This window comes from Rhodococcus gordoniae (genome assembly GCF_001646655.1).
Taxonomy (GTDB): domain Bacteria; phylum Actinomycetota; class Actinomycetes; order Mycobacteriales; family Mycobacteriaceae; genus Rhodococcus; species Rhodococcus gordoniae.
The window spans coordinates 109,961-134,784 of record NZ_LPZN01000004.1; the positions used below are offsets into that span (position 1 = coordinate 109,961).

The window sequence follows — 24,824 nt, forward strand, 5'->3', positions numbered from 1 at the left end:
TCCTCTCCCCTCCCCCGACAGGATCTTCCGTGACCACGATCCCCACCATCGACGATCTCGCCGCCACCCTCGACGCTCTGCGCGCGCGGACTCCGCTCGTACACTCGCTGACCAACATCGTCTCGGCCAACTTCCTCACCAACGTGCTGCTCGCCGCGGGCGCCAGCAACGCGCACATCGACAATGCCCATGAGGCAGGCGATTTTGCACGCATCGCCGGTGGAGTGCTCGTCAACCTCGGCACGCCCTTCGACGAGACCTCGGTGGCCTTCACCCGCGCGGCCGAGGCGGCGCACGAGGCCGGCACCCCCTGGGTCCTCGACCCCGTCGGTGTGGGCGGACTCGCGTGGCGCACCTCGCTCGCCGCCGACCTGCTGAAGTTCCGTCCCACCGCGATCCGCGGCAACGCCTCCGAGATCATCGCGCTGGCCGGTCTGGGTGGCGACACGCGCGGCGTCGACAGCGCCGACGAGGCCGCTGCCGCCGTGCCCGCCGCCCTGACCCTGCTCGATCACGCCGACGCCGTGTCGGCCTCCGGTCCCGTCGACCATCTCGTCGGCCGCGACCGCGAAGGCTCGATCGTCGGGCTACGCATCGCCGGCGGCAGCGCGATGCTGCCGCGCGTGACCTCCACGGGATGCTCTCTCGGTGGTCTCGTCGCCGCCTACCTCGCGGTCGCGGAGACCCCGCTCGCCGGCCTCGCGGCAGCACACACGCACGTCGCGGTGGCTTCCGAGATCGCCGAGGAGAACTCCACCGGCCCGGGCTCGTTCGCCGTCGCCTACCTCGACGCCCTGTTCACCGTGGACGCCGACACGGTGCGCGCCCGCGCCCGCGTCGAGCCGTTCGAACTCCCCTCGAAGGACACGAAGTAATGCCTGTCAAGACCTTCTGGTATCTCACCCAGGCCGACGGCGACTACCCCTGGAGCCCCGGCGGGTTGTACCCGGTGGACGGGCAGCGGCAGATCGAACTCGCGAAGACCATCGACGACGGCGGCTTCGAGGGCGCGCTCGTCGCCACCTGGCCGAACGATCCGTTCATCTCGGCGACGTGGGCGGCCGCGCACACCAGCCGGATGAAGTTCCTCGTCGCGATCTACGCGAACATGATGCCCGCGCGACTGCTCGCCGAGAAGGCCCTGACCTTCGACGCGTTCAGCGGCGCACTGTCCGGTGTGATTGTGCGCCCGAGCCGGGACGAAGCGATCGAGCGGTTCCGGTCGCTGTTCGAGAAGGCCGGCATCGAGCAGATCCAGGACGTGCTCGACAAGGCGGTCCGCCGCCGCACCCACGGCAAGCAGGACCTGAAGACCTTCACCGCGCGCGACGCGCAGCGGCAGGGCTGGGTCGACTCCATCAACGCCGGCACGCTGCCCGAACCCGAGGACCTGTATCTCGGCGACGGCCTCTACGCGGGCATCACCGCGTGGTCACCGCTGGACATCTTTGCCACGGGTTCGTCGGCGGTCTACTACGTCGGCGACCCGGACGAGATCACCGGCCACGTGCGCACCCTGCGCGACGCGACCGGACCGACCTCCCTGATCCTCGCCGGATGGCCGCTCATCGACGAAGCGAAGAACGTTGCGGAGCACCTGATTCCGCGTTTCGAGAAGCTCTGACGGTAACGCCGGCGGGATCGGTCAGGGGGTGTCGACGAGACGGAACCCCGACCCGATCCCGTCGCGCGCGTCGATCTCGGCGAGGATCCGGTCGGCCCGCTGGTAGGCGGCGAATCTCGTATCGGGAACCTGCCGGTCGCCGGAGACCCGGGTCGGCGGGAACCGGTATCCCACGGACAGTCCCAGCCACTCACCCGTCTCGGCACGTACGAGCGGACCCCCGGAGTCGCCCGGTCGCATGAGCAACGGCGACGACATCAGGTTCTCGTCCACCCGCACCTCGCCGGTCGCGCAGGCCACCGACGTGCTTCGCCCTGCCGCGCAGTGTGTCCCGACCGGCAGCTCGCCCTCGTCGAACGCCGCCACCGACTCGAGCACCACACGTTCTCCGCGGTCGTTCGGCGCCGACGTGTTCGACCCCCGTACGCGGGTCTCGTCGAGGACGACCACCGCGTAATCGGCGATCTCGTCGGTGGGGAATCCGAGCGGATCGATCGAACCCGTACTCGCGACATCCGTTTCGGCACCGATGGCACCTCGATGCTGTTCGTCGACCTTCCAGACCGGCGACGATCCCGTTCGATAGCAGTGCCCCGCCGTGATGGCGACCAGACGACCCGCGTCGTCGTGCCCGACCGCCGCGACCGAACACCAGCCCGGTGTCGGCTCCGGCGAGAACGAGATCCCGTCGCCGGGCCGGAGGACGACCCGGTCGTCTCCCCCGCCCGCCGAAGCCACGCCCGACGCTCCGGAAGCGAATGCGGCAGCGGCACAACACACTGCGAATGCGCGTCTCACGACTTCTTCGCAGTCTTCATCGACTTCTTGAACTCGCGCACCTCACGCAACGACTGCTCGTCGACGACGTCGGCGATCGACCGGCGCGCGCCCTCGTGCCCGTAGTCGCCGGCAGCTTCCCGCCACCCTTCGGGCCGCACGCCGATCTGCTTGCCGAGCAGTGCCAGGAAGATGCGTGCCTTCTGGTCGCCGTAACCCGGCAGCTTCTTCAGCCTCCGCAGAACTTCCTTGCCGTCCGGGTGGCCGGACGTCCACAATGCTGCGGCGTCGCCGTCGTAGTCCTCGACGATCGCCGCGCACAGCGCCTGGATCCGCTGACCCATCGACGTGGGGAACCGGTGTACGGCCGGTTGCTGCGCACACACCGCGACGAACTCGTCGGGATCCGCCGACGCGATGCGGTGCACGTCGAGACCACCGAGACGGTCGGCGAGCTTCTTCGGTCCCGCGAACGCGACCTCCATCGGCACCTGCTGGTCGAGCAGCATGCCGATGAGAAGGGCCAGCGGATCCTCGGCCAGCAGTGCGTCGGCGTCGGGATCTCCGACCAGGTTCAGCGTCGATGACATGACGACGATCATGCCCTGCGCGTCAGGGCCGGCGCCACACGACCACCGCGATCACGATGCCCAGGGTGAGGGCGATCGATGTGGTCAGCGCATGCAACCAGTGCGGGAAGAGAGTCGGTTGCGACGTTGCCGGAACGGCGGCCAGCGCAGCGAACAACGCCACGACGGCGATGACCGACGCGGCCGCGGACCACCCCTGGGCGAGGCGGGTGTGCCTCGCCCCGCGCAGCTCCGCACTGTGCAGCAACGCGTGCTCGACGACTTCCACGATCTCGGACAGTTCCGCGTCGAGTTCCGCCATCTCGGCGGCGACCCGGCCGGCCATGAGGGCGCGCAGCTGGGTGGGGTGCGTCCACGAGTGGAACCGGTCGTCGTGGAGCGATTCCTTGCGCAGGAGAAGGCGGTCCATCCGGCGGGCCTGCATGATCGCGATGTCGTCGAGAACGGTGGCCAGCCGATCCCCGCGGAGCCCGTCGGGGTGGCGCAGACGGTCCATGATCGTCCAGTAATCGGCCGAGGCCCGCGCTCGCACCGCCACCCACGGGATGAGCCCGTAGATCATCTCGCGAGTGCCGTGCCCGACATAGTCGCTGCCGAGAGAGGTGGCCTCGAGGTCGAACAGCACCGCACCGGAATCCTCCCGCACCGCGAGGGCGGCGCCCGGCTGAACGGGCCGGTCCACCAGCGGCACGCGGTCCCATCCCCACAGCACACCCCAGGACCGTGCCGCGGCGCGGGCCTCCGGACCGATACGCGGTCCGTCGACGAGAGAACGGACGCGCTCGCCACCGCTGGAGAGCACTTCCACGACCATCCCCTCGACGACCTCCCGATCACCTACTCCCCGGTGGCGGTGGACGACGAGTTCGTGGAGGGGACGGAACGTCGTCGGCGCGCACAACCGCCTGTTCAGACCCGGGAACACATCGTTCAGGCAATCGTCGGCCGTCAGCTCGAAGGGTGCGAGGAACTCGCCGAGCACGGGACGCAGACCGGCTCCGTCGCGGTCCTGCAGCGGGTCGCTCCGCCAGTCGATCAGCGGGGAGCCGTTGTCCGTCAGCGATTCCAGCGCCAGCACGAGGCCGTGACCCGGAACGTCCCACAGCGACACGCACGTCGCGGGGTGACCCACATACGGCCGGGTCGCATCCGGGGCCTCCCGCAGCGAACCCGTCGACGCGCCGAACGAGACGGCCGGCCGTGCCGGGTCGACGATGTGCCGGAAGGCGAGCAGGCACGGCGGACGCACACCGTGGTCGGTATCGGGGTGATCGGCGATGCGTGCGGGAAGGAAGGGCTCCATCTTCTCGACGGGCGGAACTCGCGGCGGCGTCTCGGGCGCCGCCTCGATGTCGAGCGCCAGGAGGAACACCTTCAGTACGCCGACACACCCCGTGACAGATCCGACGGCCGATACGCCGACTCCGGAATCCACGAGCGCGCGGTTTTCCATCACACTCACCACTTCCGAACCCGCCGCACGGTATGCGGCGACCCTGACCCGCGAGTATGTCAGGTCGGGAGGGGAAAGCAAGTCGGTGTGACGCCGGGTCCCGAAAACGCTCCGAACAGGGCGGTTCGGGGTTGTCCACCGCCCATCCACGTGTTGTCCACAACTTTATCCACAGGCTGGGAACAAACTCACAGACTCTGCAGCCGGGGAGGTACGCAACACAGAAAAGAGGCTCGCAACACCGGCAGTCACTGCTGGTGTTGCGAGCCTCGTCCTCGCGTTGCGGGCCTGTCGGCGCACTACTTACCGGCGAGCGCCTTCTCTGCTGCGGCGAGCAGCACGCAGGTCGCGACACCGTCCATGGCCTTCTCCAGCTCACCGAGCGAAGGGAAGCTCGGGGCGAGACGGATGTTCTTGTTCTCGGAGTCCTTCTTGTACGGGAACGCCGAACCGGCACCCGTCAGCGCGATCCCCGCTTCCTTCGCCAGGGCGATGACACGGGCTGCCGTGCCCTCGACGACGTCGAGGCTGATGAAGTATCCACCCTCGGGCTCGGTCCACGACGCGACCTTCGACGCACCCAGGCGTTCCTCCAGGACGCGGCGGACCAGCGCGAACTTCGGCGCGAGGATCTCGCGGTGCTTCGCCATGTGGGCGCGCACACCCTCGGCGTCGCGGAAGAAGCGCAGGTGGCGCAGCTGGTTGACCTTGTCGGGGCCGATGGACTTGATGCCCAGGTACTTCTGGTACCAGGCGAGGTTCTCGGTGGAGCTGCCGAAGAAACTCACGCCTGCGCCGGCGAAGGTGATCTTCGAGGTGGACGCCAGCGCGAACACGCGATTGGGGTGACCGGCCTGCGCGGCCAGGCCGAGGATGTCGATCGCGGGCGCGAGGTGCTCGGTGAGCGGATGCACCGCGTAGGCGTTGTCCCAGAAGATCCGGAAGTCGGGAGCGGCCGCCGGCATCGACACCAGCTCGCGGGCGACCTCCTCGGAGTACACCGCTCCGGTCGGATTCGAGTAGGTGGGCACCGTCCACATGCCCTTGATCTGTGGATCGTTCGCGACGAGATCGGCGACGAACCGCACGTCGGGGCCGTCCTCGCGCAGCGGCACGGGGATCATCTCGATGCCGAGCGACTCGGTGATCGCGAAGTGCCGGTCGTAGCCGGGTGCCGGGCACAGGAACTTGACGACCGACTCCTGCGACCACGGGCGCGGCGAGTCGACCGTGCCGTGCAGCAACGACCAGACGACGAGATCGTGCATGATCTCGAGGCTCGCGTTGTTGCCCGCGATGAGGTTCTCGGCGGGGATGTTCAGCAACTCGGCGAAGATCGCGCGGAGCTCGGGCAGGCCCGTCAGACCACCGTAGTTACGGGTGTCGGTGCCGTTACCGTCGCGGAAATCGTCGGCACCCGGCAGCGACAGCAACTTTGCGGAGAGGTCGAGCTGCTCGGGCGAGGGCTTGCCGCGGGTCAGGTCCAGCGTCAGCTTCTCCGACTTCAACCGTTCGTAGTTGGCGGACTGGCGCTCGTGCTCTGCAACGAGTTCCTCATGGCTCATCAACCCGAACTGGGTCTGCGTAGGCATGCGGAGGGACCTTTCACCGTGCACGGCGACACGGGCATCGGCGGAAATTAAGAGGACCCCGCGCACCCGGCAGAGCCCGTTGACCCTTGCTGCCTTCCGGCCCTGGGGGAGTTCACAGGATGCGCGCCGCGCGGGATCCATCGGCAAGTGTAGAGGAACGTGTGCCCCCGCGGCGAACCAGCCCCCGCAGAGCCCTCGGATTCCGGGTGCGACGTGCCCGTTTGGCAACTTGGGGTCACCATTCGGTATGCTTCCCCACGGAGGATTCGCCTAGTGGCCTATGGCGCTCGCCTGGAACGCGGGTTGGGTTAACGCCCTCAGGGGTTCAAATCCCCTATCCTCCGCCACGGAACCCCGTGGGACGCACAGCGTCCCACGGGGTTTCTGCTTTTTCACCCCCTGTGTTCGCGTGCCCGGCCGATCTCGGGCACGATGCGTCTCGTGACCGCGGACGACAATTTCCCGCTCTCCGGCGACGCCGACCACGAGCAGGCTTCGGTCTGGGTGGAGATGTTGGACCGCGAGATCGACGAGCTGTCCACGACCATCGAGAGGACCGGGCAGAAGGCCCGTGCCGAGCATCGGGTGGGCGCCGTGGACCGGGCGCGCCGGTTCGACGCGGAGGTCGAGCGGCTGGCCGCCCAACTCCGCGATCTCCACCGCATGCGCCGCAATCTCACCGACCGCTTCAGCTGATCGGGAGATCGCGGCGGTGCGCTACTCGCAGGCGCTGCGGTGCGCTACTCGCAGGCGCTGCGGTGCGCTACTCGCAGGCCACGCCGTCGCCGTCGCGGTCCATCTTCGGGCGGTAGCCGGGCTGCCCCGCGTACAGCGGCGCCGCTCCCGCGGCCCGGGCAGCCGAACAGTTCTCGAAGTACACACTCGCCGGAGCGGCGGGCTGCGCAGGCGCCACCGGTGCGGGCTCTGCGGGAGCGGGTGCCGGTGCCGGAGCAGGGGCGGGTGCCGGAGCAGGGGCGGGTGCCGGAGCAGGGGCCGGGGCCGTCGTGGTCGTGGGCACGACGGCGGGCTCTGCGCCGGCAGGAATTCCTCCTCCGCATTCGGTGAGGACCCGTGCCATCGCATCGTGCTCGGCCTGCGTCACCCACAACCCGTAGATCGCCTTGACCTCGATCTGCCGCGCGACGTACGTGCAGCGGTAGGCGCGGTTCGGCGGCAGCCAGGTGGCGGCGTCACCGTCGCTCTTCTGCTGGTTGGTCGGCCCGTCCACCGCCTGGAGATTGCGCGGATCGTTGGCGAAATCGGCCCGGGTGCCTGCGTCGAGTTGCTGCGCGCCCTTCTGCCACGCGTCGGACAGCGCGACGACGTGGTCGATCTGCACCGCGGTGGAGGTGTCCTGTCCGCGCGTGAATGCGATCGTCGTCCCGGTGTACACGTCGTTCAGGGTTCCCGACGCCACGACGCAGTCGCGGGTGCCGGACTTGTAGACGATGTCGACGAGGTCGCGTCGCAGGATGTCGTTGCGGGTGTCGCAGCCGTTGCGCCCGAACTCCACCGACACGTCGTCGCTCCACGCCTGACCGAACAGGTCGCGGCTGTAGCCGGTCTTGGGTGCGCGGCCCTTGATCGGCAGGGTCGCCAGCCGGGCCAGGGCATCCGACGAGGCCGCCGGGACGGCCGGGCTCCGGTCAGCGGGGCTCGGGGCGCTCGCGGACGTGGGGCGTGTCGTGCCGGACGGCGTCGTCGTGGAGGTCTCCGAACTCGGTGCCGGGGATTGTTCGGAGGTCGCCGCCGGCGCGACGGCGGTGTCTTCGACGGTCGAGTCGCAACCGGAGAGGGTCAGACCCACGACCGTCGCGACGACGAGAAGGGACAGCCGGGACGACAAGCGGGGCAAGGACATCGGGAGAACTCCTGAGAACGACGGTGCCGGACGGCTCCGCCTTGTCCATCGCGTTCACGGCGCCCGGTCGTTACAGCACGTAAGTGTCTCGGTAACTGCTGCCGACGTCGTCCCGGTCGACACGGTTCCTACTATCGTCCTGTGGTCGGTTACGGCAGGCAGTTGCAGGGACTCGCGATCGCATTGTCCTCTCTCGCAGGGTTCATCGACGCCCTCGGTTTCATCACCCTCGGCGGTGTCTTCGTGTCGTTCATGAGCGGGAACTCCACCCGTCTCGCGGTCGGCACGGCAGACGGCACGTGGAAGACGGTGGCCCTCATCGGCGGTGTGCTCGCGCTCTTCGTGCTCGGGGTGATCCTCGGCAGCGTCGTGGCGGAATCGACCGACCGCGACCGGCGGACGCGCAAGACCGCGGTCCTCGCGACGGTGACGGTGTTGCTGACGATCGGAGCCGCCGCCGTGTTCGCAGGCTGGACACCGGTCGCCGTGATCGCGATGACGCTGGCCATGGGAACGGAGAACTCGGTGTTCCGCCGTCACGGGGAGACGACCGTCGCGCTCACCTACATGACGGGCGCGCTGGTCAAGATCGGGCAGCGGATCGCGGCGGCGTTCTTCGGTGGTCCGCGCTGGAGCTGGCTGCCCTATCTGGGTCTGTGGGGCGGCCTGGTGACGGGCGCGGTTCTCGGCGCGCTCGCCCACAGGGTGCTGGGGCTGCACGCCCTGTGGATCGCAGCGGCGTTCGCGGCCGCGTTGACGCTCTCGGTCCGTTTCCTCTCCGACCACGAGCTCACCGGCGGGGTGTGATTCCCGCCCCCCGTACGTTCGTACGGTGGAGAGCTCGGTTACGGTGCTCCCCATGCGCACGCGCCCCTACGTCACCACCAGCCCCACAAGGCTCGCCGCGGCCCTGCTCGACGTGGCCGCGCGCAACGGTCTCGACGCGGCGAGCGTGCGGGAGGTGGCCAACGAGGCAGGGGTCTCGATCGGGGCGGTGCAGCACCATTTCCCGACCAAGGACGAGATGCTCGCGTACTCGTTCCGCACCCTCTCGGACCGGGTGCTGAACCGGTTGACGAACGTCGATCCCGACATCGATCCGGCGCGCACCCTGTTCTCCGCGCTGAGCCAGCTGCTCCCGCTCGACGAGGAACGCGGCAGCGAGGTCCACGTGATGTCGGCGTTCGCCGTGCGGGCGGTCACCTCCCCCACGCTGAGCGCCATCCGCACCGCCACCCTGTTCACGATCCGGACGGGCATAGCGCGCGTATTGATCCGCGCGGGAACACCCGACCCGGAGACCCGGGCCGCCCTGTTGCTCTCGGCCGCGAACGGGCTCGCGCTCGACGCGGCGGCCGGCCCCGATCTCTACCCGCGGGAGTATCTGACCCACGCTCTGCACGCCCAGGTCCAGCTCGTCCTCGACGGCGCCGACGCGCACTGACCCGCGCCCCGGATTCCGGGACGCGGGTCGGGAATACGGTCGCGCAGCGGGTCGGGAATCGACCGACCGCCCCGCGGTCAGTGATCGACCGACCGCCCCGCGGTCAGTGATCGACCGACCGCCCCGCGGTCAGTGGGCCGACCAGCCGCCGTCCATCGTGTACGACGCGCCGGTGACCATCCCGGCCTCGTCGGAGACCAGCCACGACACGAGCGAGGCCACCTCCTCCGGCTCGACCAGCCGGGGCACCGCCTGATCGGTGAGCAGCACCTCGGAGAGCACGCGATCCTCCGGAATGTCGTGTGCACGGGCCTGTTCCGAGATCTGCTTCTCCACCAGCGGGGTACGGACGTAACCCGGATTGACGCAGTTGCTCGTCACACCGCGGGGACCACCCTCGAGCGCGACGACCTTGGAGAACCCTTCGAGGCCGTGTTTGGCGGTGACGTACCCGGCCTTGAAGGCCGAGGCACGCAGCCCGTGGACCGATGAGATGTTCACGATCCGGCCGAAGCCCCGCTCGTACATGCCGGGCAGCGCGGCCTTCACGAGCAGGAAGGGCGCCTCGACCATGAGCGTCTGGATGCGGCGGAAGTCGGTGAGGGCGAAGTCCTCCACCGGCCGAACGACCTGGATGCCGGCGTTGTTGACGAGGATGTCGACGTCGAGGCGGAGACCGTCGAGGCCGTCGGTGTCGAGCAGGTCGACGCCCCACGCCTCTCCCCCGATCTCGTGGGCGAGCGTCTTCGCGGCGACCTCGTCGACGTCGGCGACGGTCACTCGGACTCCCCGACCGGCGAGGGCTCGGGCGCAGGCCGCCCCGATCCCGCCGGCACCGCCGGTCACGAGTGCGGTGCGGGCCCTCATGCGGAGACCCCGGCGTTCTCGGCGGCCTTCTCCTGGGCCACCGTTTCCGCGTCCGCGGCGTCGATGTCGCGCAGCGAGATGCCCTTCGTCTCACGTGCCACGATCACCGCGACGATCGTGATCAGCGACGAGCCGAGCAGGTAGAAGGAGATCGGGACCGACGAGTCGAAGCGGCTGAGGAGGCTCGCGGCGATGATCGGGGCGAGCGACCCGGCGACGATCGAGGTGACCTGGTAGCCGAGCGAGACACCCGAGTAGCGCATGCGGGTCGGGAACATCTCCGCCATGATCGCGGGCTGCCCCGCATACATGAACGAGTGGAAGACGAGTCCGATGACGATCGCCGAGACGATCCACGCGCTGTTGCCGGTGTCCATCATCGGGAAGGCGAGGAAGCCCCAGGCACCGGCGGTGACGGCACCGATCATGTAGACGGGGCGTCGCCCCAGCGTGTCCGACAGGCGTCCGACCACCGGGATGACCACGAAGTGCACGGCGTGGGCGGCGAGCATCCACCACAGGATGTGGCTGGTGTCGGCACCGACGACGACCTTCAGGTAGGTGATCGAGAAGGTGACGACGAGGTAGTACATGACGTTCTCGGCGAACCGCAGGCCCATGGCCGTGAAGACGCCACGCGGGTAACGCTGGAGCACCTCGAAGACGTTGAACGAGGTTTCCTTCAGCTGCTCGGCCTCCTGCTGCGCCTCGAGAAAGATCGGGGCGTCGGTGACCTTGGTGCGGATGTAGTAACCGATCAGGACGATGACGGCGGAGAGCCAGAACGCGACGCGCCAGCCCCACGACAGGAAGGCCGACTCGGGCAGCGTCGTGGTGAGGACGAGCAGGACGATCGTCGCGAGGAGGTTGCCCATCGGCACGCCGGCCTGCGGCCAGGAGGCCCAGAACCCGCGCGACCGGTCGGGGCTGTGTTCGGCGACCAGCAGCACTGCGCCGCCCCACTCACCGCCGACTGCGAAGCCCTGGATGAACCGGAGCGTCACGAGCAGCGCCGGGGCCCAGTAGCCGATGGCACCGAAGGTCGGCAGGCAACCCATGAGGAAGGTCGCGACGCCGACCATGATGATGCTGGTCTGCAGCAGTTGCTTGCGCCCGAACCGGTCGCCGAAATGACCGAAGACGATTCCGCCGAGCGGCCGCGCGACGAAACCCACCGCATAGGTGACGAACGCCGCGATGATCGCGTCGAGTTCGTTGCCGCCGTCGGGGAAGAAGACCTTGGCGAAGACGAGGGTGGCGGCGGTTCCGTAGAGGAAGAACTCGTACCACTCGACGACGGTGCCCGCCATGGACGCACCGACGACCCTCCGCAATGCCGACGGTGAACTCTCCGGCCCATCCGTTCGTGCCTGTTCGACGCTCATTGCTGCACCCTCCCGGGACGATCTGTGACGGGGAACACTTCCACACGCATATGCCGAGTATCGATACACACATATGCATTCACAATGACGCGATTCGCAGACACAATCTGCAAAACTGCACGTATGAGCGTGCCCTCGGCCGATGACCTCCTCGTCCTGCTCGCCGTCGGGCGCAGCGGAAGGTTCACCAGCGCGGCCGACGACCTGGGCGTCAATCACACGACGATCTCCCGCCGGATCGCTGCACTGGAGCGAAGCCTCGGCGGTCGCGTGCTCACCCGCTCGGCGGCGGGCTGGGAACTGACCGATCTCGGCCGCGAGGCCCTCGACGCCGCCGAACGCATCGAAGCCGCGGTCGGGCGACTGCGGAACCCGAGCGGCGAGCGCCGACTCGAAGGCGTCGTGCGCATCTCCGCCACCGACGGTTTCAGCGCGTACATCGCAGCCCCGGCCGGCGCGCTCGTCCGGCAACGCCACCCGGGTATCTCCGTCGAGATCGTCGCCACCACCCGTCGCGCCTCGCAGCAACGATCCGGGATGGACGTCGAGGTGGTCGTGGGACGGCCACAGGTGCACCGCGCCGAAGCGCACCGTCTCGCCGACTACACCCTGGGTCTGTACGCCTCGCGCGACTATCTCGCCGCGCACGGCTCCCCGTCGTCGGTCCGCGACCTGCGCGAACACACCCTCGTGTACTTCATCGACTCGATGCTGCAGGTCGACGACCTCGACGTGGCGCGACGTATCGCCCCCGACATGCAGGATTCGATCAGCTCGACGAACGTGTTCGTGCACGTCGAGGCGACCCGTGCTGCCGGAGGCCTCGGTCTGCTGCCGTGCTTCATGGCCGACCGGCACCCCGACCTCGTCCGGATCCTGCCCGGCGAGGTCGAGGCACGTCTGGCCTACTGGCTCGTCGCACGCTCGGAGACGTTGCGCCGGCCGGAGGTCGCGGCGGCGGTTGCGGCGATCCGGGAGGTCGCCCATGCCGAGCGAGCGGTGCTCCTGGGTGTCGCTCGCTAGAGTGCACGGGTGTCACTTTCGGGCGAGGACGAGGCAGGAGCGGGCCGCTTCGCCCCGAGCCCCTCGGGCGACCTGCATCTCGGCAACCTGCGTACCGCCGTCCTGGCGTGGTTGTTCGCGCGGTCGACGAACCGCCGGTTCCTGGTACGCGTCGAGGATCTCGACCGGGTGCGTCCCGGTGCGGAGCAACGTCAACTCGCGGACCTCGCGGCGATCGGCCTCGACTGGGACGGCCGGGTAATCCACCAATCCCGTCGCCTGCGTCTGTACGACGAGGCGATCGCGCGGCTCGAGCAGGCCGGCCTGACCTACGAGTGCTACTGCACCCGACGCGAGATCCTCGAGGCCACCTCCGCGCCCCACGCTCCTGCCGGCGCCTATCCGGGCACCTGCCGCGGCCTCACCGACGAGCAGCGCGCCGAACGCCGGGCCTCCGGCCGTGCCCCCGCGATCCGGTTGCGGGCGTCCGAGGAGGGGTTCACGGTCCACGACCTGCTGCACGGGGATTTCACGGGCATCGTCGACGATCTCGTCCTGCGCCGCAACGACGGAACCCCCGCCTACAACCTCGCCGTGGTGGTGGACGACGCCGACCAGGGCATCGACCAGGTGGTGCGCGGTGACGACCTGCTCACCTCCGCCCCCCGACAGGCCTGTCTCGCACACCTGCTCGGATTGCCGGAGCCCGTCTACGCGCACGTGCCGCTCGCGCTCAACGAGGAGGGCAAGCGACTGGCCAAGAGGGACGGTGCGGTGACGCTGGGCGATCAGCTCGCGCTCGGCCACACGGCCGCCGACGTACTGGGCACGATCGCCGTGTCGCTGCGTCTTGCGGACCCCGGCGAGCCCGTGTCGCCGGAACTGTTGCTGGACCGCTGGAATCCCGCGCGACTTCCCCGTGATCCGTGGGTCTTCACGCCGGCGGGGGAAGGCATCCGACAGGACACGACGCGGACATAGCGGATGCAGATCCCGTGTGATGTACGTACTCTCTCGGAAGTGTCCGAACCCGGAGACGAGAGGCAGCGATGACCACCGGTGGTTACGACCCGAATCAGGATCCGCAGAAGCCGGGTGGTTATCCGCCGCCCGGCGGCTATCCGCCGCCGTCGGGCGGTGGCACTCCCCCGCCGGGTGGGAACTATCCGCCGCCCGGAAATTACCCGCCGCCCGGTGACTACCCGCCGCCGGGTAACTATCCCCCACCCTCGGGTGGCAACTACCCACCGCCGGGTGGGTCCTACCCGCCGCCGGGGAATTATCCGCCCCCACCGTCAGGGGGCAATTATCCGCCTCCGCCGGGCGCGTACGGCGCCGGGAACTTCGGTGGGCCGCCCACGAACCAGTTGAGTGTCGGCGACGCGATCTCCTACGGCTGGTCCAAGTTCAGCGGCAACGCGGGCGTGTGGATCATTTTCATGCTCGTCGCGTTCGTCATCCAGGGCCTGATCAGCGGCATCTTCAACGGATTCGACTTCACCGGCGACACGACCGAGTTCTCCGCCCTGAGCATCGTCGGCAGCATCGTCTCCGCGATCGTCGGTTACCTGATCCAGGCCGCTTTCGTGCGCGGGGCACTGGCCGAAACGGACGGGCAACGGCCCGCATTCGGCACGTTCCTGCAGATCGGCCCGATCGCCGCGGTCATCGTCGCGGGCCTGCTCGTGGGCATCGGCACGACGATCGGTCTCGTGCTGTGCATCATTCCGGGCCTGGTGTTCGCGTTCTTCGCGTGGTGGACGATGCAGTTCGTCATCGATCGCAACCAGGACGCGGTCACCGCGATCAAGTCGAGTGTCAACGCCGTGAAATCGAATGCGGGGACGTTGTTCCTGCTCGCACTCGCACTGTTCGGCCTCAACCTTCTCGGTGCTCTGCTGTGCCTGATCGGCCTGCTGGTCACGGTGCCGGTGTCGATCATCGCCGTCACGTACGCCTACCGGGTCACCACGGGTGGTCCCGTAGCGGCCTGACCCGGCTCGACGGCGCCCTCCCGTCGCACACCCCCCGAGGCATCTACCGACGCGCCACGGCACGCTGTACCGTGGCGCGTTGCCATGCCGATCGCGACAAGGGAGACATTTTGACGACAGGCGGATACCCACCACCTCCGCAGGACCCCCACGTTCCGGGTGGATACCCCGGTGGCGGTTCCCCCTCGTACGGTGGCACACCGTCCGACTACACCCAGCAGTTCCCGCAGTACGGTGCGCCCCAGAACGGGGCCCCGCAATACGGCGCACCTCAGTACGGCGCACCCCAGTACGGAACACCGCAGAACGGAGCTCCTCGGTACGACGCACCCCAGTACGGCGCACCTCAGTACGGGGCGCCGGCGGGCGACCAGTTCGGTGGAGGCCCGGGATTCCCCGGCCCGAACTTCGGCACCGGCACCCCGGGGCAGCTGTTGCCGCGTTTCGGCGCCCGCATCATCGACGGCCTCATCGTCGGCATCCCCATGGGGATCCTGAGCGTGGTCATGCTCCTCGCGAGCGGCGGAAGCGGCTTCGTGAACTTCTTCATGACGGTCGTCAGCGGTGTCGTCGCCTTCGGCTACTGGACCTACATGGAGTCCACCCAGGGCGCGACCCTCGGCAAGAAGCTCCTCGGACTGTCGGTCGCCGGTCCCGCGGGCGGCAACCCCACCCTCGAGCAGGCCGCCAAGCGCAACGCCTTCGTCGCGCTGCAGATCCTCACCGGCATCCCGTTGCTCGGCTTCCTCGTCGGTCTGCTGTCGTTCGCCGCATACATCGGTATCGCGGTCACCATCGAGCAGGACGGCAACAAGCAGGGCTTCCACGACAAGTTCGCCGGCGGCACCCAGGTCCGCAAGTCCTGATCTCACGCGTGTCACGGGCCCCGTCCTCGAGCGGACGGGGCCCGTTCGTCACATTTGGGGTGTTCGCGCACGTACAGACGGTCCGCAACTTCGTGATCGGCACGTCGTGATGCTTGGATGTGCGGGTGACCGAGCACGGACCGAACACCTCCCCCGCCCTCTTCGACCACGCCGCCTTCGCACGCGTGAGCCGCAGCCCGTACACGGGAATCGTCGTGCTGTTCACCGCGGTGCTGATGATCTCCAACATCTCCGCGACGAAGGGCATCGCTTTCTTCACCGACTCCGAACTCGGGTTCGGTCCGCTGCAGATCCTGCCGATCATCACCGACGGCGGATTCTTCCTGTTCCCCCTCGCCTACATCCTCGGCGACGTACTCAGCGAGGTGTACGGCTTCGCAGCCACCCGCCGCGCGGTGTTCTACGGATTCGGGGCGGTCGCGCTGTCCGCGCTGTGCTTCTGGCTCACGCAGCAGCTTCCGCCCGCCGACTTCTATGCCGGGCAGGAATCCTTCGAGAACGTGCTCGGGGTGGTGCCCCGGATGTTGATCGCCGGACTCGCCGGATACGCGGTCGGGCAGCTGCTCAACTCGTACGTCCTGGTCCTGATCAAGGAGCGCACGCGGGAGAAGTACCTGTGGGCGCGTCTGATCGGGTCGACCGTCGTCGGCGAGTTCGCCGACACCCTGATCTTCTGCTCGATCGCCGCGGGCGTCATCGGCATCACGACCTGGGGCGATTTCGTCAACTTCGTGGTCGTCGGGTTCCTGTGGAAGACGCTGGTCGAGATCATCGTGCTTCCGGTGACCTACCGCGCGATCGCGTACGTCAAGAAGCGCGAACCGTCCTACGCGTGACGGGTTACGCCCGATGACTCACGCCTGACGCCGGCTCGCGTAGAACCGGCCCAGGGTCTCGGTCTTGAACTCGGCGAAGGTGCCGTTCTCGATGCTCGTCCGGATGTCGTCGACGAGCCGCACCGTGAACCGCTCGTTGTGGATCGTGCACAACGTCGAGGCGAGCATCTCCTTCGCCTTGAACAGGTGGTGGATGTACGCGCGCGTGTAGTTCCGGCAGGTGTAGCAGTCGCAGTTCTCGTCGATCGGCGTGAAGTCGCGCCGGTGGCGACTCGTGTTGATGTTGAATCGGCCGTCCGGGTGGTAGATCGCGGCGTTGCGCGCGACCCGCGAAGGATTGACGCAGTCGAAGGTGTCGACACCGTGTTCGACGGCGACGAACACGTCGTCGGGTTCGCTGATGCCCAGCAGGTGCCGCGGCTTGTGCTCGGGCAGTTCCTCGGTGCACCAGCGCACGATCGTGCCGAGGTTGTGCTTCTCGAGCGCACCGCCGATGCCGTAGCCGTCGAACCCGCGGCCGGTCTCACCGACGATGGATTCGAGGCCCCGGCAGGCCTGTCGGCGCAGGTCCTCGTACTGCGCGCCCTGCACGACCCCGAACAACGCCTGATAGGGACGGTGGGCACGCTCGGCGGTGAGCTTCTCGTGCTCGGCGATGCACCGCACCGCCCACGCCTGGGTGCGTTCGAGGGAGCGTTCCTGATAGCCGCGCGTGTTCATCAGTGTCGTGAGTTCGTCGAAGGCGAACATGATGTCGGCACCGAGTTCGTGCTGGATGCGCATCGACACCTCGGGGGTGAACCGGTGCCGCGACCCGTCGAGGTGCGATTTGAAGGTCACCCCGTCGTCGTCGACGTGCGCGAGCCGTTCCTTGCCCTTGGCGATGACCTCGTCGTTCTGGACGCCCACGGACTCCATCGCGATGACCTTCTTGAAACCGGCACCGAGCGACATGACCTGGAAACCGCCGCTGTCGGTGAAGGTCGGGCCGGGCCAGTTCATGAACTGTCCCAGCCCGCCCGCCTCGTCGACGATGTCGGAACCGGGCTGCAGATAGAGGTGGTAGGCGTTGGCGAGCAGCGCCTGGGAGCCGAGCTCGGCCATCGTCTCGGGCAGCACCGCCTTGACGGTCGCCTTCGTGCCCACCGGGATGAACGCCGGCGTCCGGATGTCCCCGTGCGGGGTGTGGATCGTGCCGGTGCGGCCGAGTCCGTTGTCGAGACGCGCTCCGACGGTGAAGAAAGGATCGGACGGGGTCGGAATGCTGGGATCGGTCACTTCCGTATCCAATCATGTCGCCACACCGAGACCGCGAACACGGCGACGCCGGCCAGCGCCAGCAGCACGCCGACCGCGGCAGGAGCGGTGTAGCCGAATCCGGCGGCGATCACGACCCCGCCGATCCACGCCCCGAACGCGTTGGCGAGGTTGAACGCCGCGTGGTGGAGCGACGCCGCGAGCGTCTGGGCGTCCTCCGCGACATCCATCAACCGCACCTGCAGGGCCGGACCCACCGCGGCACATCCGACACCCAGACCGAAGACCATCACGAAGGCGGTCCAGGGGTTGTGGGCTGCGGCGACGAACAGCGCGAGCAGCACCGCGAGCGAGGTGATCGACGCGAAGACGCCGGGGATCACCCCGCGGTCGGCGACCCGGCCGCCGACGGCGTTGCCGACGACCATGCCCACTCCGAAGAGCATCAGCGCGACCGGCACGAGCGATCTCGACACTCCGGCGACGTCGGTCAGCGTCGTGCTGATGTAGGTGTACACGGCGAACACGCCACCGAAGCCGATGACGGCCACCGCGAGGGTGAGCCAGACGGTGCTGCTCTTCAGCGCGCCGAGTTCGACCCGCACGCTGGTGGTCGGTATCGACAGCGACGGCACCCAGGCCGCGAGAGCAGCGACGGTGCCCACTCCGATCACCGCGACCAGCACGAACGCCGCGCGCCACCCGAACGCCATCCCGAGCCACGAGGCGGCGGGCACACCGACGACGTTCGCGACCGACAGCCCCATCATCACCAGCGAGACCGCCCGTGCACGGCGACCGGGACCGGCGAGATGCGCCGCGACCAGCGCGGCGACCCCGAAGTACGCACCGTGCGGCAGGCCGGCGACGAACCGGGAGGCGACGAGCAAGCCGTAGTTCGGGGCCAGCACCGTTGCGGCGTTACCGAGGGTGAACGCGACCATCAGCGCGACCAGCAGTGTCTTGCGTGGGACGCGTGCGGCGATCGTGGCGATCAGCGGGGCACCGACGACGACACCGGCCGCGTAGGCGGAGACGACGTGACCCGCGGTCGGTTCGGAGACGCCGACACTCGTCGCGATCTCGGGGAGCAGCCCCATGGCGACGAACTCGGTGGTCCCGATACCGAACCCGCCGAGAGCGAGCGCCCACATCACCGGTGTGCGCGCAGGATGTCCGGAGTCGGCGTGGGCAGGATCGTCGATGGGGCGGCCGGAAGCCGTGGTGGTCATCGGTGAGGAAACCTTCGATCGTCGATGGCCCCGGAGTCGGACGTCGTGCGGCCCGGGACGAGGGCGCCCTCGGGGAGCGGCGCATGGGCAGCTTCCATTCTGGGGCAGTCCGGCCACTCACTTCTTCTCGCGACGACGTGAGTTGCGCCATCTCGGGACCGTCAGGTGAGGAAGGTCGTATCCGCCCGTTCGGCTCTGCGCGCCTCGAGCCTCCTCGCGACGAACTTGCCGGCCTCGTCCACCCACAGCACCGTCGAGCCGACGGCCACCGCGAGCAGCCATTGCTCGGAGGTGAGCGAGGTGGTGTCCATGAATCCCTGCAGGGCGTCGAGTTGCACCACGCAGATCTGCAGGACGACGACGGCGATGATCGCGATCCAGATGGTGTGGTTGGTGAACGTCTGCGCCGAGAACACCGATCCGAGATCCGAGCGCACGTTGAACAGGTTGAAGATCTGGTAGAAGACGAACGTGGTGAACGCCAGGGTGGTCGCGAACAGCGGGTCGGATGCGCTGTCGGGGAACAGTTCCGGGCCGAAATGCAGAACCGCGACGGTGCCGGCCGTCATGACGATGCCGAGCCCGAGGATGCGCTGTACCCGGGAGCGTTCGAGCAGGGCCTCGTGGGCGGGGCGCGGGCGTCGCCTCATCGCGTCCGGGGCGGTCGGATCGACACCGAGCGCGAGGGCCGGCGGTCCGTCCATGATGATGTTCACCCACAGGATCTGCAGGGCACTGAAGGGTGCCCCGCCCGCGAGGCCGAGTACACCGGCCGTCAGGAAGATCAGGACGAAGCCCCACGCCGTGGTGAGCTGGAACTTCACGAATTTGATGATGTTGTCGTAGATTCCGCGTCCTTCGGCGACCGCGGCGACGATGGTCGCGAAGTTGTCGTCGGTGAGGATCATGTCCGCGGCGCCCTTGGAGACGTCGGTGCCGGTGATGCCCATCGCGACACCGATGTCCGACTGTTCGAGCGCCGGAGCGTCGTTGACGCCGTCGCCCGTCATCGCGACGATTTGCCCGTCGGCCTGCAGCGCTTCGACGAACCTGATCTTGTGTTCGGGCGCCACGCGGGCGAGGACACCGAATTCCTTTGCTCTCTGGCGCAGTTCGTCATCGGTGAGTGTGTCGAGGTCGGCGCCGGAGGCCGCCGACCCGCGGATCCCGAGTTCCTCGGCGATCGCGGAGGCCGTCACCAGATGGTCGCCGGTGATCATGTGCACCGCGATGCCCGCCTCGTGGGCCACGGCGATGGCATCCTCGGCCTCGGTTCGCGGCGGATCGACGATGCCGACGACCGCGTGGACGGTCAGGCCGGACACCTTCTCCTGCAGTGCATCCGTGTCGCCACGCGGGACGGCATCGAGATTGCGACCTGCGATCATGAGGGTGCGCAGGCCTTCCGACGCCAGTGACTCCACAGCCCGGCGGATCCTCGCGCGACCGTCGTCGTCGAGCGGCATCGGACCGGCGGAACCGGCGATCGACACGGCCCGGTCGAGCAGCACGCCCGGGGCCCCCTTCACGAAACAGCGGTATCCGCCGCCCGGCAGGGTGTGGAAGGTGGCCATGTACTTGTAATCCGAGTCGAACGGCACCTCCGCGATGCGGTTCAGCGCGGCGCGCGCACCCTCGACGTCGATACCCCCCTTCTCGGCGAGCACAACGAGAGCGCCCTCGGTGGGATCGCCGACGAGCACTCCGTTCCTCACCGTCGCGTCGTTGCACAGACCCATACCGAGCAGTGCGTCCGTGAAATCCGGTGCGGGCAGGCCGTCGCCGACGAGGATCTTGCCGTCGGTTCCGTAACCGGTGCCGGTGACACGGAAAGCGCGACCGGCGACGAGCAGACGCTGCACCGTCATCTCGTTGAGCGTGAGGGTGCCGGTCTTGTCGGTGCAGATGTGGGTGGTGCTGCCCAGCGTCTCGACCGCGGCGAGCCGTTTGACGATGGCACCGCGGGCGGCGAGGCGTGAGGCACCCATCGCGAGGGTGAATGCGACCACGGCCGTGAGCCCTTCGGGAATCGTCGCGACCGCGAGCGACACGGCGGTGACGAGGAGGTCCGACCACGACTGTCCCCGCAGCAGACCGAGGACGAACACCAGCGCCACCGTCACGATCGCAATGATCGTCAAGGTCTGGGCGAGCTGACCGATGCGTCGTTGCAGTGGTGTCTGTTCGGTGCCGGCCGACCCGAGAAGGGTTGCGATGGAACCCATCTCGGTACGCATACCCGTGCCGGTGACGATCATCGCGGCGCGTCCCCGCGTGACCTCGGTGTTCATGAACAGCATGTCGGTGCGGTCGCCGAGCGGCGCATCGGGATCGTCGACGACATGGACCTGCTTGTCGACCGGCTGGGATTCGCCGGTGAGCGCGGCCTCGGCGACCTGCAACCGGACGGCGGTGACGAGACGGCCGTCGGCCGGGACGGTGTCGCCGGCCTCGAGAAGCACCACGTCGCCGGGGACGAGTTCGGCGCGGGGCACCTCCGTCCCGCGACCGTCGCGCAGCACCCGGCTGGTGGACACCGACATCTTCTTCAGCGCCGCGAGACTGCTCTCGGCCCGCGATTCCTGCACATAGTTCAGCACGGTGTTGAGCGCGATCACCGCGAAGATGACGACGGAGGTCTCCCATTCACGGGAGACAGTGGCGCTGACCACCGCCGCCACCACCAGTACCAGCGTCATCTTGTCGGCGAGCAGCGACAGCACCCGCCGCCAGGTCGGAACCCGTTTCGCCTCGTCGAGCAGATTCGGGCCGTGCTCGTCGCGGCGCCGCTCGACCTCCTCCGCGTTCAGTCCGCGTTGCGGGTCGACCGCGAACGCCTCGGCCACGTCGGCCGCGTCGCGGGTGTGCCAACTCGAGGTGGTCGCGGGAGCCTGTGCGGGCATCGGCACTCCTCATTCGGGGCTGCTCTCGGCGGATCGGGCGAACGCGGTCCTGACGGCCGGTCTCACCGTAACCGCCGGAGCGTTCCACTGCGCCGGAAGCCGGTTCGTGATGTGCTGGATACGGCAGCGGAACCGGAGGAGTGAACGCGATGAGCGACAACCCGAACACCGACGATCCCGTCGTCCCGCTCGACGAGGACCAGTGCTGGGACCTGCTCGCGACGGGCAAGGTGGGCCGGCTCGTCACCGTCGTGGACGGGCGGCCGGAGATCTATCCCGTCAACTACGTCGTCGACGAGCGCACGGTGTACTTCCGCAGCGGTGAGGGCAGCAAGCTCTCCGAACTGGCGGTGTACTCGCAGGTCGCGTTCGAGGTCGACGAGATCCACGAGGACTCGGCGTGGAGCGTGGTGCTGCACGGACACGCCCGGGTCCTGCGCAGTTTCGAGGATGCGGCGAGGATCGACGCCCTCGGACTGACCCCGTGGGTTCCCACCCCGAAATACGACTACGTCGCGTTGGCGGCCACCGATCTCACCGGGATGCGGCTCACGCTCGTCAAGCGCTGAGCAGTGGCACCCTCTGTGCAGCAGCACCGACTGCTGATGCGGTTCATGCTGCTCTCGGTGGCGACCGCACTCGCGACGATGCTGCTGAAGGCGTCCGCGGCGTGGATCACCGGATCGGTGGGTCTGCTGTCGGACGCGCTCGAATCCGGGGTCAACCTCGTGGCGGCGCTCGTCGGCCTCGCGGCGCTGCGCCTCGCCGCGAAACCCGCCGACGAGAACCACGACTTCGGGCACGGAAAAGCCGAATACCTTTCCGCCGCGGTGGAGGGCACCATGGTCTTCGCTGCCGCGACAGCGATTCTGTGGACGTCGGTGGAGCGCCTGATCTCACCGCAGCCGGTGACCGAGGTCGGTATCGGCCTCGTCCTGTCGGCCGCATCCTCGGCGCTCAATCTCGTGGTGGGTCTGCTGCTGATCCGACAGGGACGCGCACACCGGTCGATCACGCTGGTCGCGGACGGAAAGCACCTGCTGACGGACGTGTGGACCTCGGCGGGCGTGCTCGTCGGCGTCGCGCTCGTCGCATTGTCGGGCTGGGACGTGCTCGACCCGATCGTGGCGATCCTCGTCGCGCTGAACATCCTGCGGATCGGATTCGGGCTGGTGCGACAGGCCGTTGTCGGCATGCTCGACACGGTCCTGCCGCCGGAGGACGTGACGGCGGTGAACGCCGTCCTCGACCGCTACCGCGAACCGGGACGGGTGACGATCCTGCCTCCGCGGACCCGCGAATCGGGACGCCAGCGCTTCGTCTACCTCACGGTGCGGGTGCCGGGCGAATGGACGGTGCGGGCCGGGCACGACCTGCTCGACCGCATCGAGGCGGACCTCGCCGAAGCGCTGCCCGGCATCGTCGTGTTCAGCCATCTCGAACCCACCCGGGCACCGGTCGAGCCCGGGCGGCCGGGCGGGATCACGCGGACGTGATCAAGCCCGCGCCGAGACCGAGCATGAGTACCGCCACGCCGCCGTCGAGGATGCGCCACGAGGCAGGCTTGGCGAACCAGGCGCGCAGATAACGGGCCCCGTAGCCGAGGGCGGCGAACCACACGACGCTCGCGGTGATCGCCCCGGCACCGAACCACCAGCGTCCGGGATTGCCGTAGTGGTTGGCCACCGATCCGAGCATGAGCACGGTGTCGAGATAGGTGTGGGGATTGAGCCAGGTCAGCGTCAGGCAGGTCAGCAGGGCCGCGCCGATGGTCACGGCGCCGCCCGGAGCGGCGGACAACGCGGACGGCTTCAGCGCGCGACGTGCCGCGAAGAGTCCGTAGCAGATGAGGAAAGCGGCACCTCCCCAACGGATCACGTCGATCGCGCCGGGTGCGCGGTCGAGGATCGTCGCGATCCCGGCGATGCCCGCGGTGATGAGCAGCGCGTCGGATATCGCGCACACCGCGATCACAGGCAGTACATGTCGTCGCGCGATGGCCATGCGCAGGACGAAGGCGTTCTGCGCGCCGATGGCGACGATGAGGGACAGACCTGTGACGAATCCGGCGGCGACGAGTGACATGGCATCGACGCTAGGAATCCTGCCGAGATAAGAACAATTGATTTTGCTGTAGCTACATTAGAGTTCCTTCATATGGATCTCGACTTCGCTCAACTTCGCACTTTTGCAGCGGTATTGGACGAGGGCACCTTCGACGGTGCGGCGGCTGTTCTTCGCGTCACACCCTCCGCGGTGAGTCAGCGCATCAAGTCACTGGAGCAACACGTCGGTCGGGTGCTGCTGCGGCGGACCCGCCCGGTGACCGCGACCTCGGCCGGCGAGGTGGTGATGCGGCTCGCCCGGCAGGTCGCCCGACTCGAACAGGATGCTTCCGAAGAACTCGGATTCGGAGCCGACGCCGGGAGTTACGCCACGATCCCCCTCGTCGTCAATGCCGATTCCATGTCCACCTGGCTGCTTCGGGCCCTCGCCCGGATGCCCGTGCGATATCGCGCCCTCTTCGAACTGCACCGGGAGGACGAGTTCCATTCGACGAATCTCCTGCGCGACGGCACCGCCATGGCCGCGGTCACCTCCGTCCCCGAACCCGTGCAGGGATGCACGTCCGAGAAGCTCGGCGCCATGCGTTATCACGCGATGGCCAGCGTCGACTTCGCCGAACGCTGGTTTTCCGGAGGCATGACCCCCGCCGCACTGCGCGAGGCCCCGATGCTCGCCTTCGACCGCAAGGACGACATGCAGGATCGGTTCGTGCGCACACGGACCCGCCGGAAGACGAACCCTCCCCGCACCTACGTTCCGGGCGCCCTCGAATTCGTCGACGCGGCGCGGCTGGGCCTGGGCTGGGCCATGCTTCCCGATGCGATGGTCACCGACACGACCGATCTCGTGAGCCTGGCACCGGACGACCCGATCGACGTGCCGCTGTACTGGCAGCGGTGGCGGTTGGACTCACCGGTGCTCGACGCACTGACCGATACGGTGCGGCGCACCGCACTCGAAGTGCTGCACTGAAATTCGGCAGACGCGGTTCCGGTCGCGCGGCCGTCCACGAAGCACACCACCGGGATCGTCTGCCCCGCACAGGGATATCGC

24 protein-coding genes, 1 tRNA gene and 1 other RNA gene are annotated in these 24,824 nt (G+C 68.3%); 14 read left to right on the forward strand and 12 right to left on the reverse strand.

What is annotated here, in order from left to right; translation table 11 throughout:
* Positions 1-29 precede the first annotated feature (29 nt).
* Positions 30-875 carry a hydroxyethylthiazole kinase gene (thiM, locus tag A8G18_RS04335; RefSeq protein ID WP_064062856.1) on the forward strand — a complete coding sequence of 282 codons (846 nt, stop codon included), beginning with the start codon at positions 30-32 and terminating at the stop codon, positions 873-875.
* Positions 875-1,624, forward strand: coding sequence for an LLM class flavin-dependent oxidoreductase (locus tag A8G18_RS04340; RefSeq protein ID WP_064062857.1), 750 nt, complete (start codon positions 875-877; stop codon positions 1,622-1,624). The genes thiM and A8G18_RS04340 overlap by 1 nt, the downstream gene beginning before the upstream one ends.
* A 21-nt stretch (positions 1,625-1,645) precedes the next feature.
* Here A8G18_RS04340 and A8G18_RS04345 read toward each other — a convergent pair whose 3' ends face one another.
* The 5 genes from A8G18_RS04345 to ffs form a co-directional block, all read right to left on the reverse strand.
* Positions 1,646-2,362, reverse strand: a complete 717-nt coding sequence (locus A8G18_RS04345) for a trypsin-like peptidase domain-containing protein (protein ID WP_245207771.1) — start codon at positions 2,360-2,362, stop codon at positions 1,646-1,648.
* Positions 2,363-2,418: 56 nt separating this feature from the next.
* Positions 2,419-2,991, reverse strand: coding sequence for an HhH-GPD-type base excision DNA repair protein (locus tag A8G18_RS04350; protein ID WP_064062908.1), 573 nt, complete (start codon positions 2,989-2,991; stop codon positions 2,419-2,421).
* 22 nt (positions 2,992-3,013) lie between these two features.
* On the reverse strand, positions 3,014-4,444 hold the full coding sequence (locus A8G18_RS04355) for a hypothetical protein (protein ID WP_064062859.1): 1,431 nt from the start codon (positions 4,442-4,444) through the stop codon (positions 3,014-3,016).
* 299 nt (positions 4,445-4,743) lie between these two features.
* Positions 4,744-6,036 (reverse strand): aspartate aminotransferase type Ic, encoded by a 1,293-nt coding sequence (locus A8G18_RS04360; protein WP_064062860.1) that lies wholly within the window; start codon positions 6,034-6,036, stop codon positions 4,744-4,746.
* A 47-nt stretch (positions 6,037-6,083) separates the two neighbouring features.
* Positions 6,084-6,178, reverse strand: an RNA gene (gene ffs, locus A8G18_RS04365) — signal recognition particle sRNA small type.
* A 117-nt stretch (positions 6,179-6,295) separates the two neighbouring features.
* Between ffs and A8G18_RS04370 the strand changes: the two genes are divergently transcribed.
* Together A8G18_RS04370 and A8G18_RS04375 are read left to right on the forward strand one after the other, a co-directional pair.
* Positions 6,296-6,383: transfer RNA gene (locus tag A8G18_RS04370), tRNA-Ser, on the forward strand.
* An 85-nt stretch (positions 6,384-6,468) separates the two neighbouring features.
* A complete protein-coding gene (locus A8G18_RS04375) occupies positions 6,469-6,732 on the forward strand; it encodes a hypothetical protein (RefSeq protein ID WP_016932882.1) in 264 nt (87 codons plus the stop codon).
* Between the two features lie 67 nt (positions 6,733-6,799).
* Here A8G18_RS04375 and A8G18_RS04380 read toward each other — a convergent pair whose 3' ends face one another.
* Complete coding sequence (locus A8G18_RS04380) at positions 6,800-7,897, reverse strand: GmrSD restriction endonuclease domain-containing protein (protein ID WP_064062861.1); 1,098 nt, start codon at positions 7,895-7,897, stop codon at positions 6,800-6,802.
* Between the two features lie 141 nt (positions 7,898-8,038).
* Between A8G18_RS04380 and A8G18_RS04385 the strand changes: the two genes are divergently transcribed.
* A complete protein-coding gene (locus A8G18_RS04385; RefSeq protein ID WP_064062862.1) occupies positions 8,039-8,704 on the forward strand; it encodes a YoaK family protein in 666 nt (221 codons plus the stop codon).
* A gap of 52 nt (positions 8,705-8,756) precedes the next feature.
* Complete coding sequence (locus A8G18_RS04390) at positions 8,757-9,341, forward strand: TetR/AcrR family transcriptional regulator (protein ID WP_064062863.1); 585 nt, start codon at positions 8,757-8,759, stop codon at positions 9,339-9,341.
* Between the two features lie 129 nt (positions 9,342-9,470).
* Here A8G18_RS04390 and A8G18_RS04395 read toward each other — a convergent pair whose 3' ends face one another.
* Together A8G18_RS04395 and A8G18_RS04400 are read right to left on the reverse strand one after the other, a co-directional pair.
* A complete protein-coding gene (locus A8G18_RS04395) occupies positions 9,471-10,208 on the reverse strand; it encodes a 3-hydroxybutyrate dehydrogenase (RefSeq protein ID WP_064062864.1) in 738 nt (245 codons plus the stop codon).
* Positions 10,205-11,593 (reverse strand): MFS transporter, encoded by a 1,389-nt coding sequence (locus A8G18_RS04400; RefSeq protein ID WP_064062865.1) that lies wholly within the window; start codon positions 11,591-11,593, stop codon positions 10,205-10,207. The genes A8G18_RS04395 and A8G18_RS04400 overlap by 4 nt, the downstream gene beginning before the upstream one ends.
* 123 nt (positions 11,594-11,716) lie before the next feature.
* Between A8G18_RS04400 and A8G18_RS04405 the strand changes: the two genes are divergently transcribed.
* The 5 genes from A8G18_RS04405 to A8G18_RS04425 all read left to right on the forward strand — a co-directional run bounded on the left by A8G18_RS04405 (position 11,717) and on the right by A8G18_RS04425 (position 16,312).
* Positions 11,717-12,616, forward strand: coding sequence for a LysR family transcriptional regulator (locus tag A8G18_RS04405; RefSeq protein WP_064062866.1), 900 nt, complete (start codon positions 11,717-11,719; stop codon positions 12,614-12,616).
* 9 nt (positions 12,617-12,625) lie between these two features.
* Positions 12,626-13,576 (forward strand): tRNA glutamyl-Q(34) synthetase GluQRS, encoded by a 951-nt coding sequence (gene gluQRS, locus A8G18_RS04410; protein ID WP_064062867.1) that lies wholly within the window; start codon positions 12,626-12,628, stop codon positions 13,574-13,576.
* Between the two features lie 68 nt (positions 13,577-13,644).
* Positions 13,645-14,589 carry a DUF2189 domain-containing protein gene (locus A8G18_RS04415; protein WP_064062868.1) on the forward strand — a complete coding sequence of 315 codons (945 nt, stop codon included), beginning with the start codon at positions 13,645-13,647 and terminating at the stop codon, positions 14,587-14,589.
* 110 nt (positions 14,590-14,699) lie between these two features.
* Positions 14,700-15,455: an RDD family protein gene (locus A8G18_RS04420; protein WP_064062909.1), complete on the forward strand. Its 756-nt coding sequence runs from the start codon at positions 14,700-14,702 to the stop codon at positions 15,453-15,455.
* Positions 15,456-15,580: 125 nt separating this feature from the next.
* Positions 15,581-16,312 (forward strand): queuosine precursor transporter, encoded by a 732-nt coding sequence (locus A8G18_RS04425; RefSeq protein WP_016932892.1) that lies wholly within the window; start codon positions 15,581-15,583, stop codon positions 16,310-16,312.
* 18 nt (positions 16,313-16,330) lie between these two features.
* On the opposite strand, the gene tgt is transcribed toward A8G18_RS04425, so the two are convergent.
* The 3 genes from tgt to A8G18_RS04440 form a co-directional block, all read right to left on the reverse strand.
* Complete coding sequence (tgt, locus tag A8G18_RS04430; protein WP_064062869.1) at positions 16,331-17,590, reverse strand: tRNA guanosine(34) transglycosylase Tgt; 1,260 nt, start codon at positions 17,588-17,590, stop codon at positions 16,331-16,333.
* Positions 17,587-18,801 (reverse strand): MFS transporter, encoded by a 1,215-nt coding sequence (locus tag A8G18_RS04435; RefSeq protein WP_064062870.1) that lies wholly within the window; start codon positions 18,799-18,801, stop codon positions 17,587-17,589. Before A8G18_RS04435 ends, tgt begins: the two co-directional genes overlap by 4 nt.
* A 161-nt stretch (positions 18,802-18,962) precedes the next feature.
* Positions 18,963-21,704, reverse strand: coding sequence for a calcium-translocating P-type ATPase, PMCA-type (locus A8G18_RS04440; RefSeq protein ID WP_084421480.1), 2,742 nt, complete (start codon positions 21,702-21,704; stop codon positions 18,963-18,965).
* A 149-nt stretch (positions 21,705-21,853) separates the two neighbouring features.
* Between A8G18_RS04440 and A8G18_RS04445 the strand changes: the two genes are divergently transcribed.
* A complete protein-coding gene (locus A8G18_RS04445) occupies positions 21,854-22,273 on the forward strand; it encodes a pyridoxamine 5'-phosphate oxidase family protein (protein ID WP_064062911.1) in 420 nt (139 codons plus the stop codon).
* Positions 22,274-22,309: 36 nt separating this feature from the next.
* Entirely contained in the window at positions 22,310-23,200 is an 891-nt protein-coding gene (locus A8G18_RS04450; protein ID WP_172506136.1) for a cation diffusion facilitator family transporter, read from the forward strand.
* Here the strand turns inward: A8G18_RS04450 and A8G18_RS04455 are convergent.
* Positions 23,187-23,789: a LysE/ArgO family amino acid transporter gene (locus A8G18_RS04455; RefSeq protein WP_064062872.1), complete on the reverse strand. Its 603-nt coding sequence runs from the start codon at positions 23,787-23,789 to the stop codon at positions 23,187-23,189. The two genes, A8G18_RS04450 and A8G18_RS04455, sit on opposite strands and share 14 nt — an antisense overlap.
* A 72-nt stretch (positions 23,790-23,861) precedes the next feature.
* Between A8G18_RS04455 and A8G18_RS04460 the strand changes: the two genes are divergently transcribed.
* Entirely contained in the window at positions 23,862-24,743 is an 882-nt protein-coding gene (locus A8G18_RS04460) for a LysR family transcriptional regulator ArgP (protein WP_064062873.1), read from the forward strand.
* The last annotated feature ends 81 nt before the right edge of the window (positions 24,744-24,824 follow it).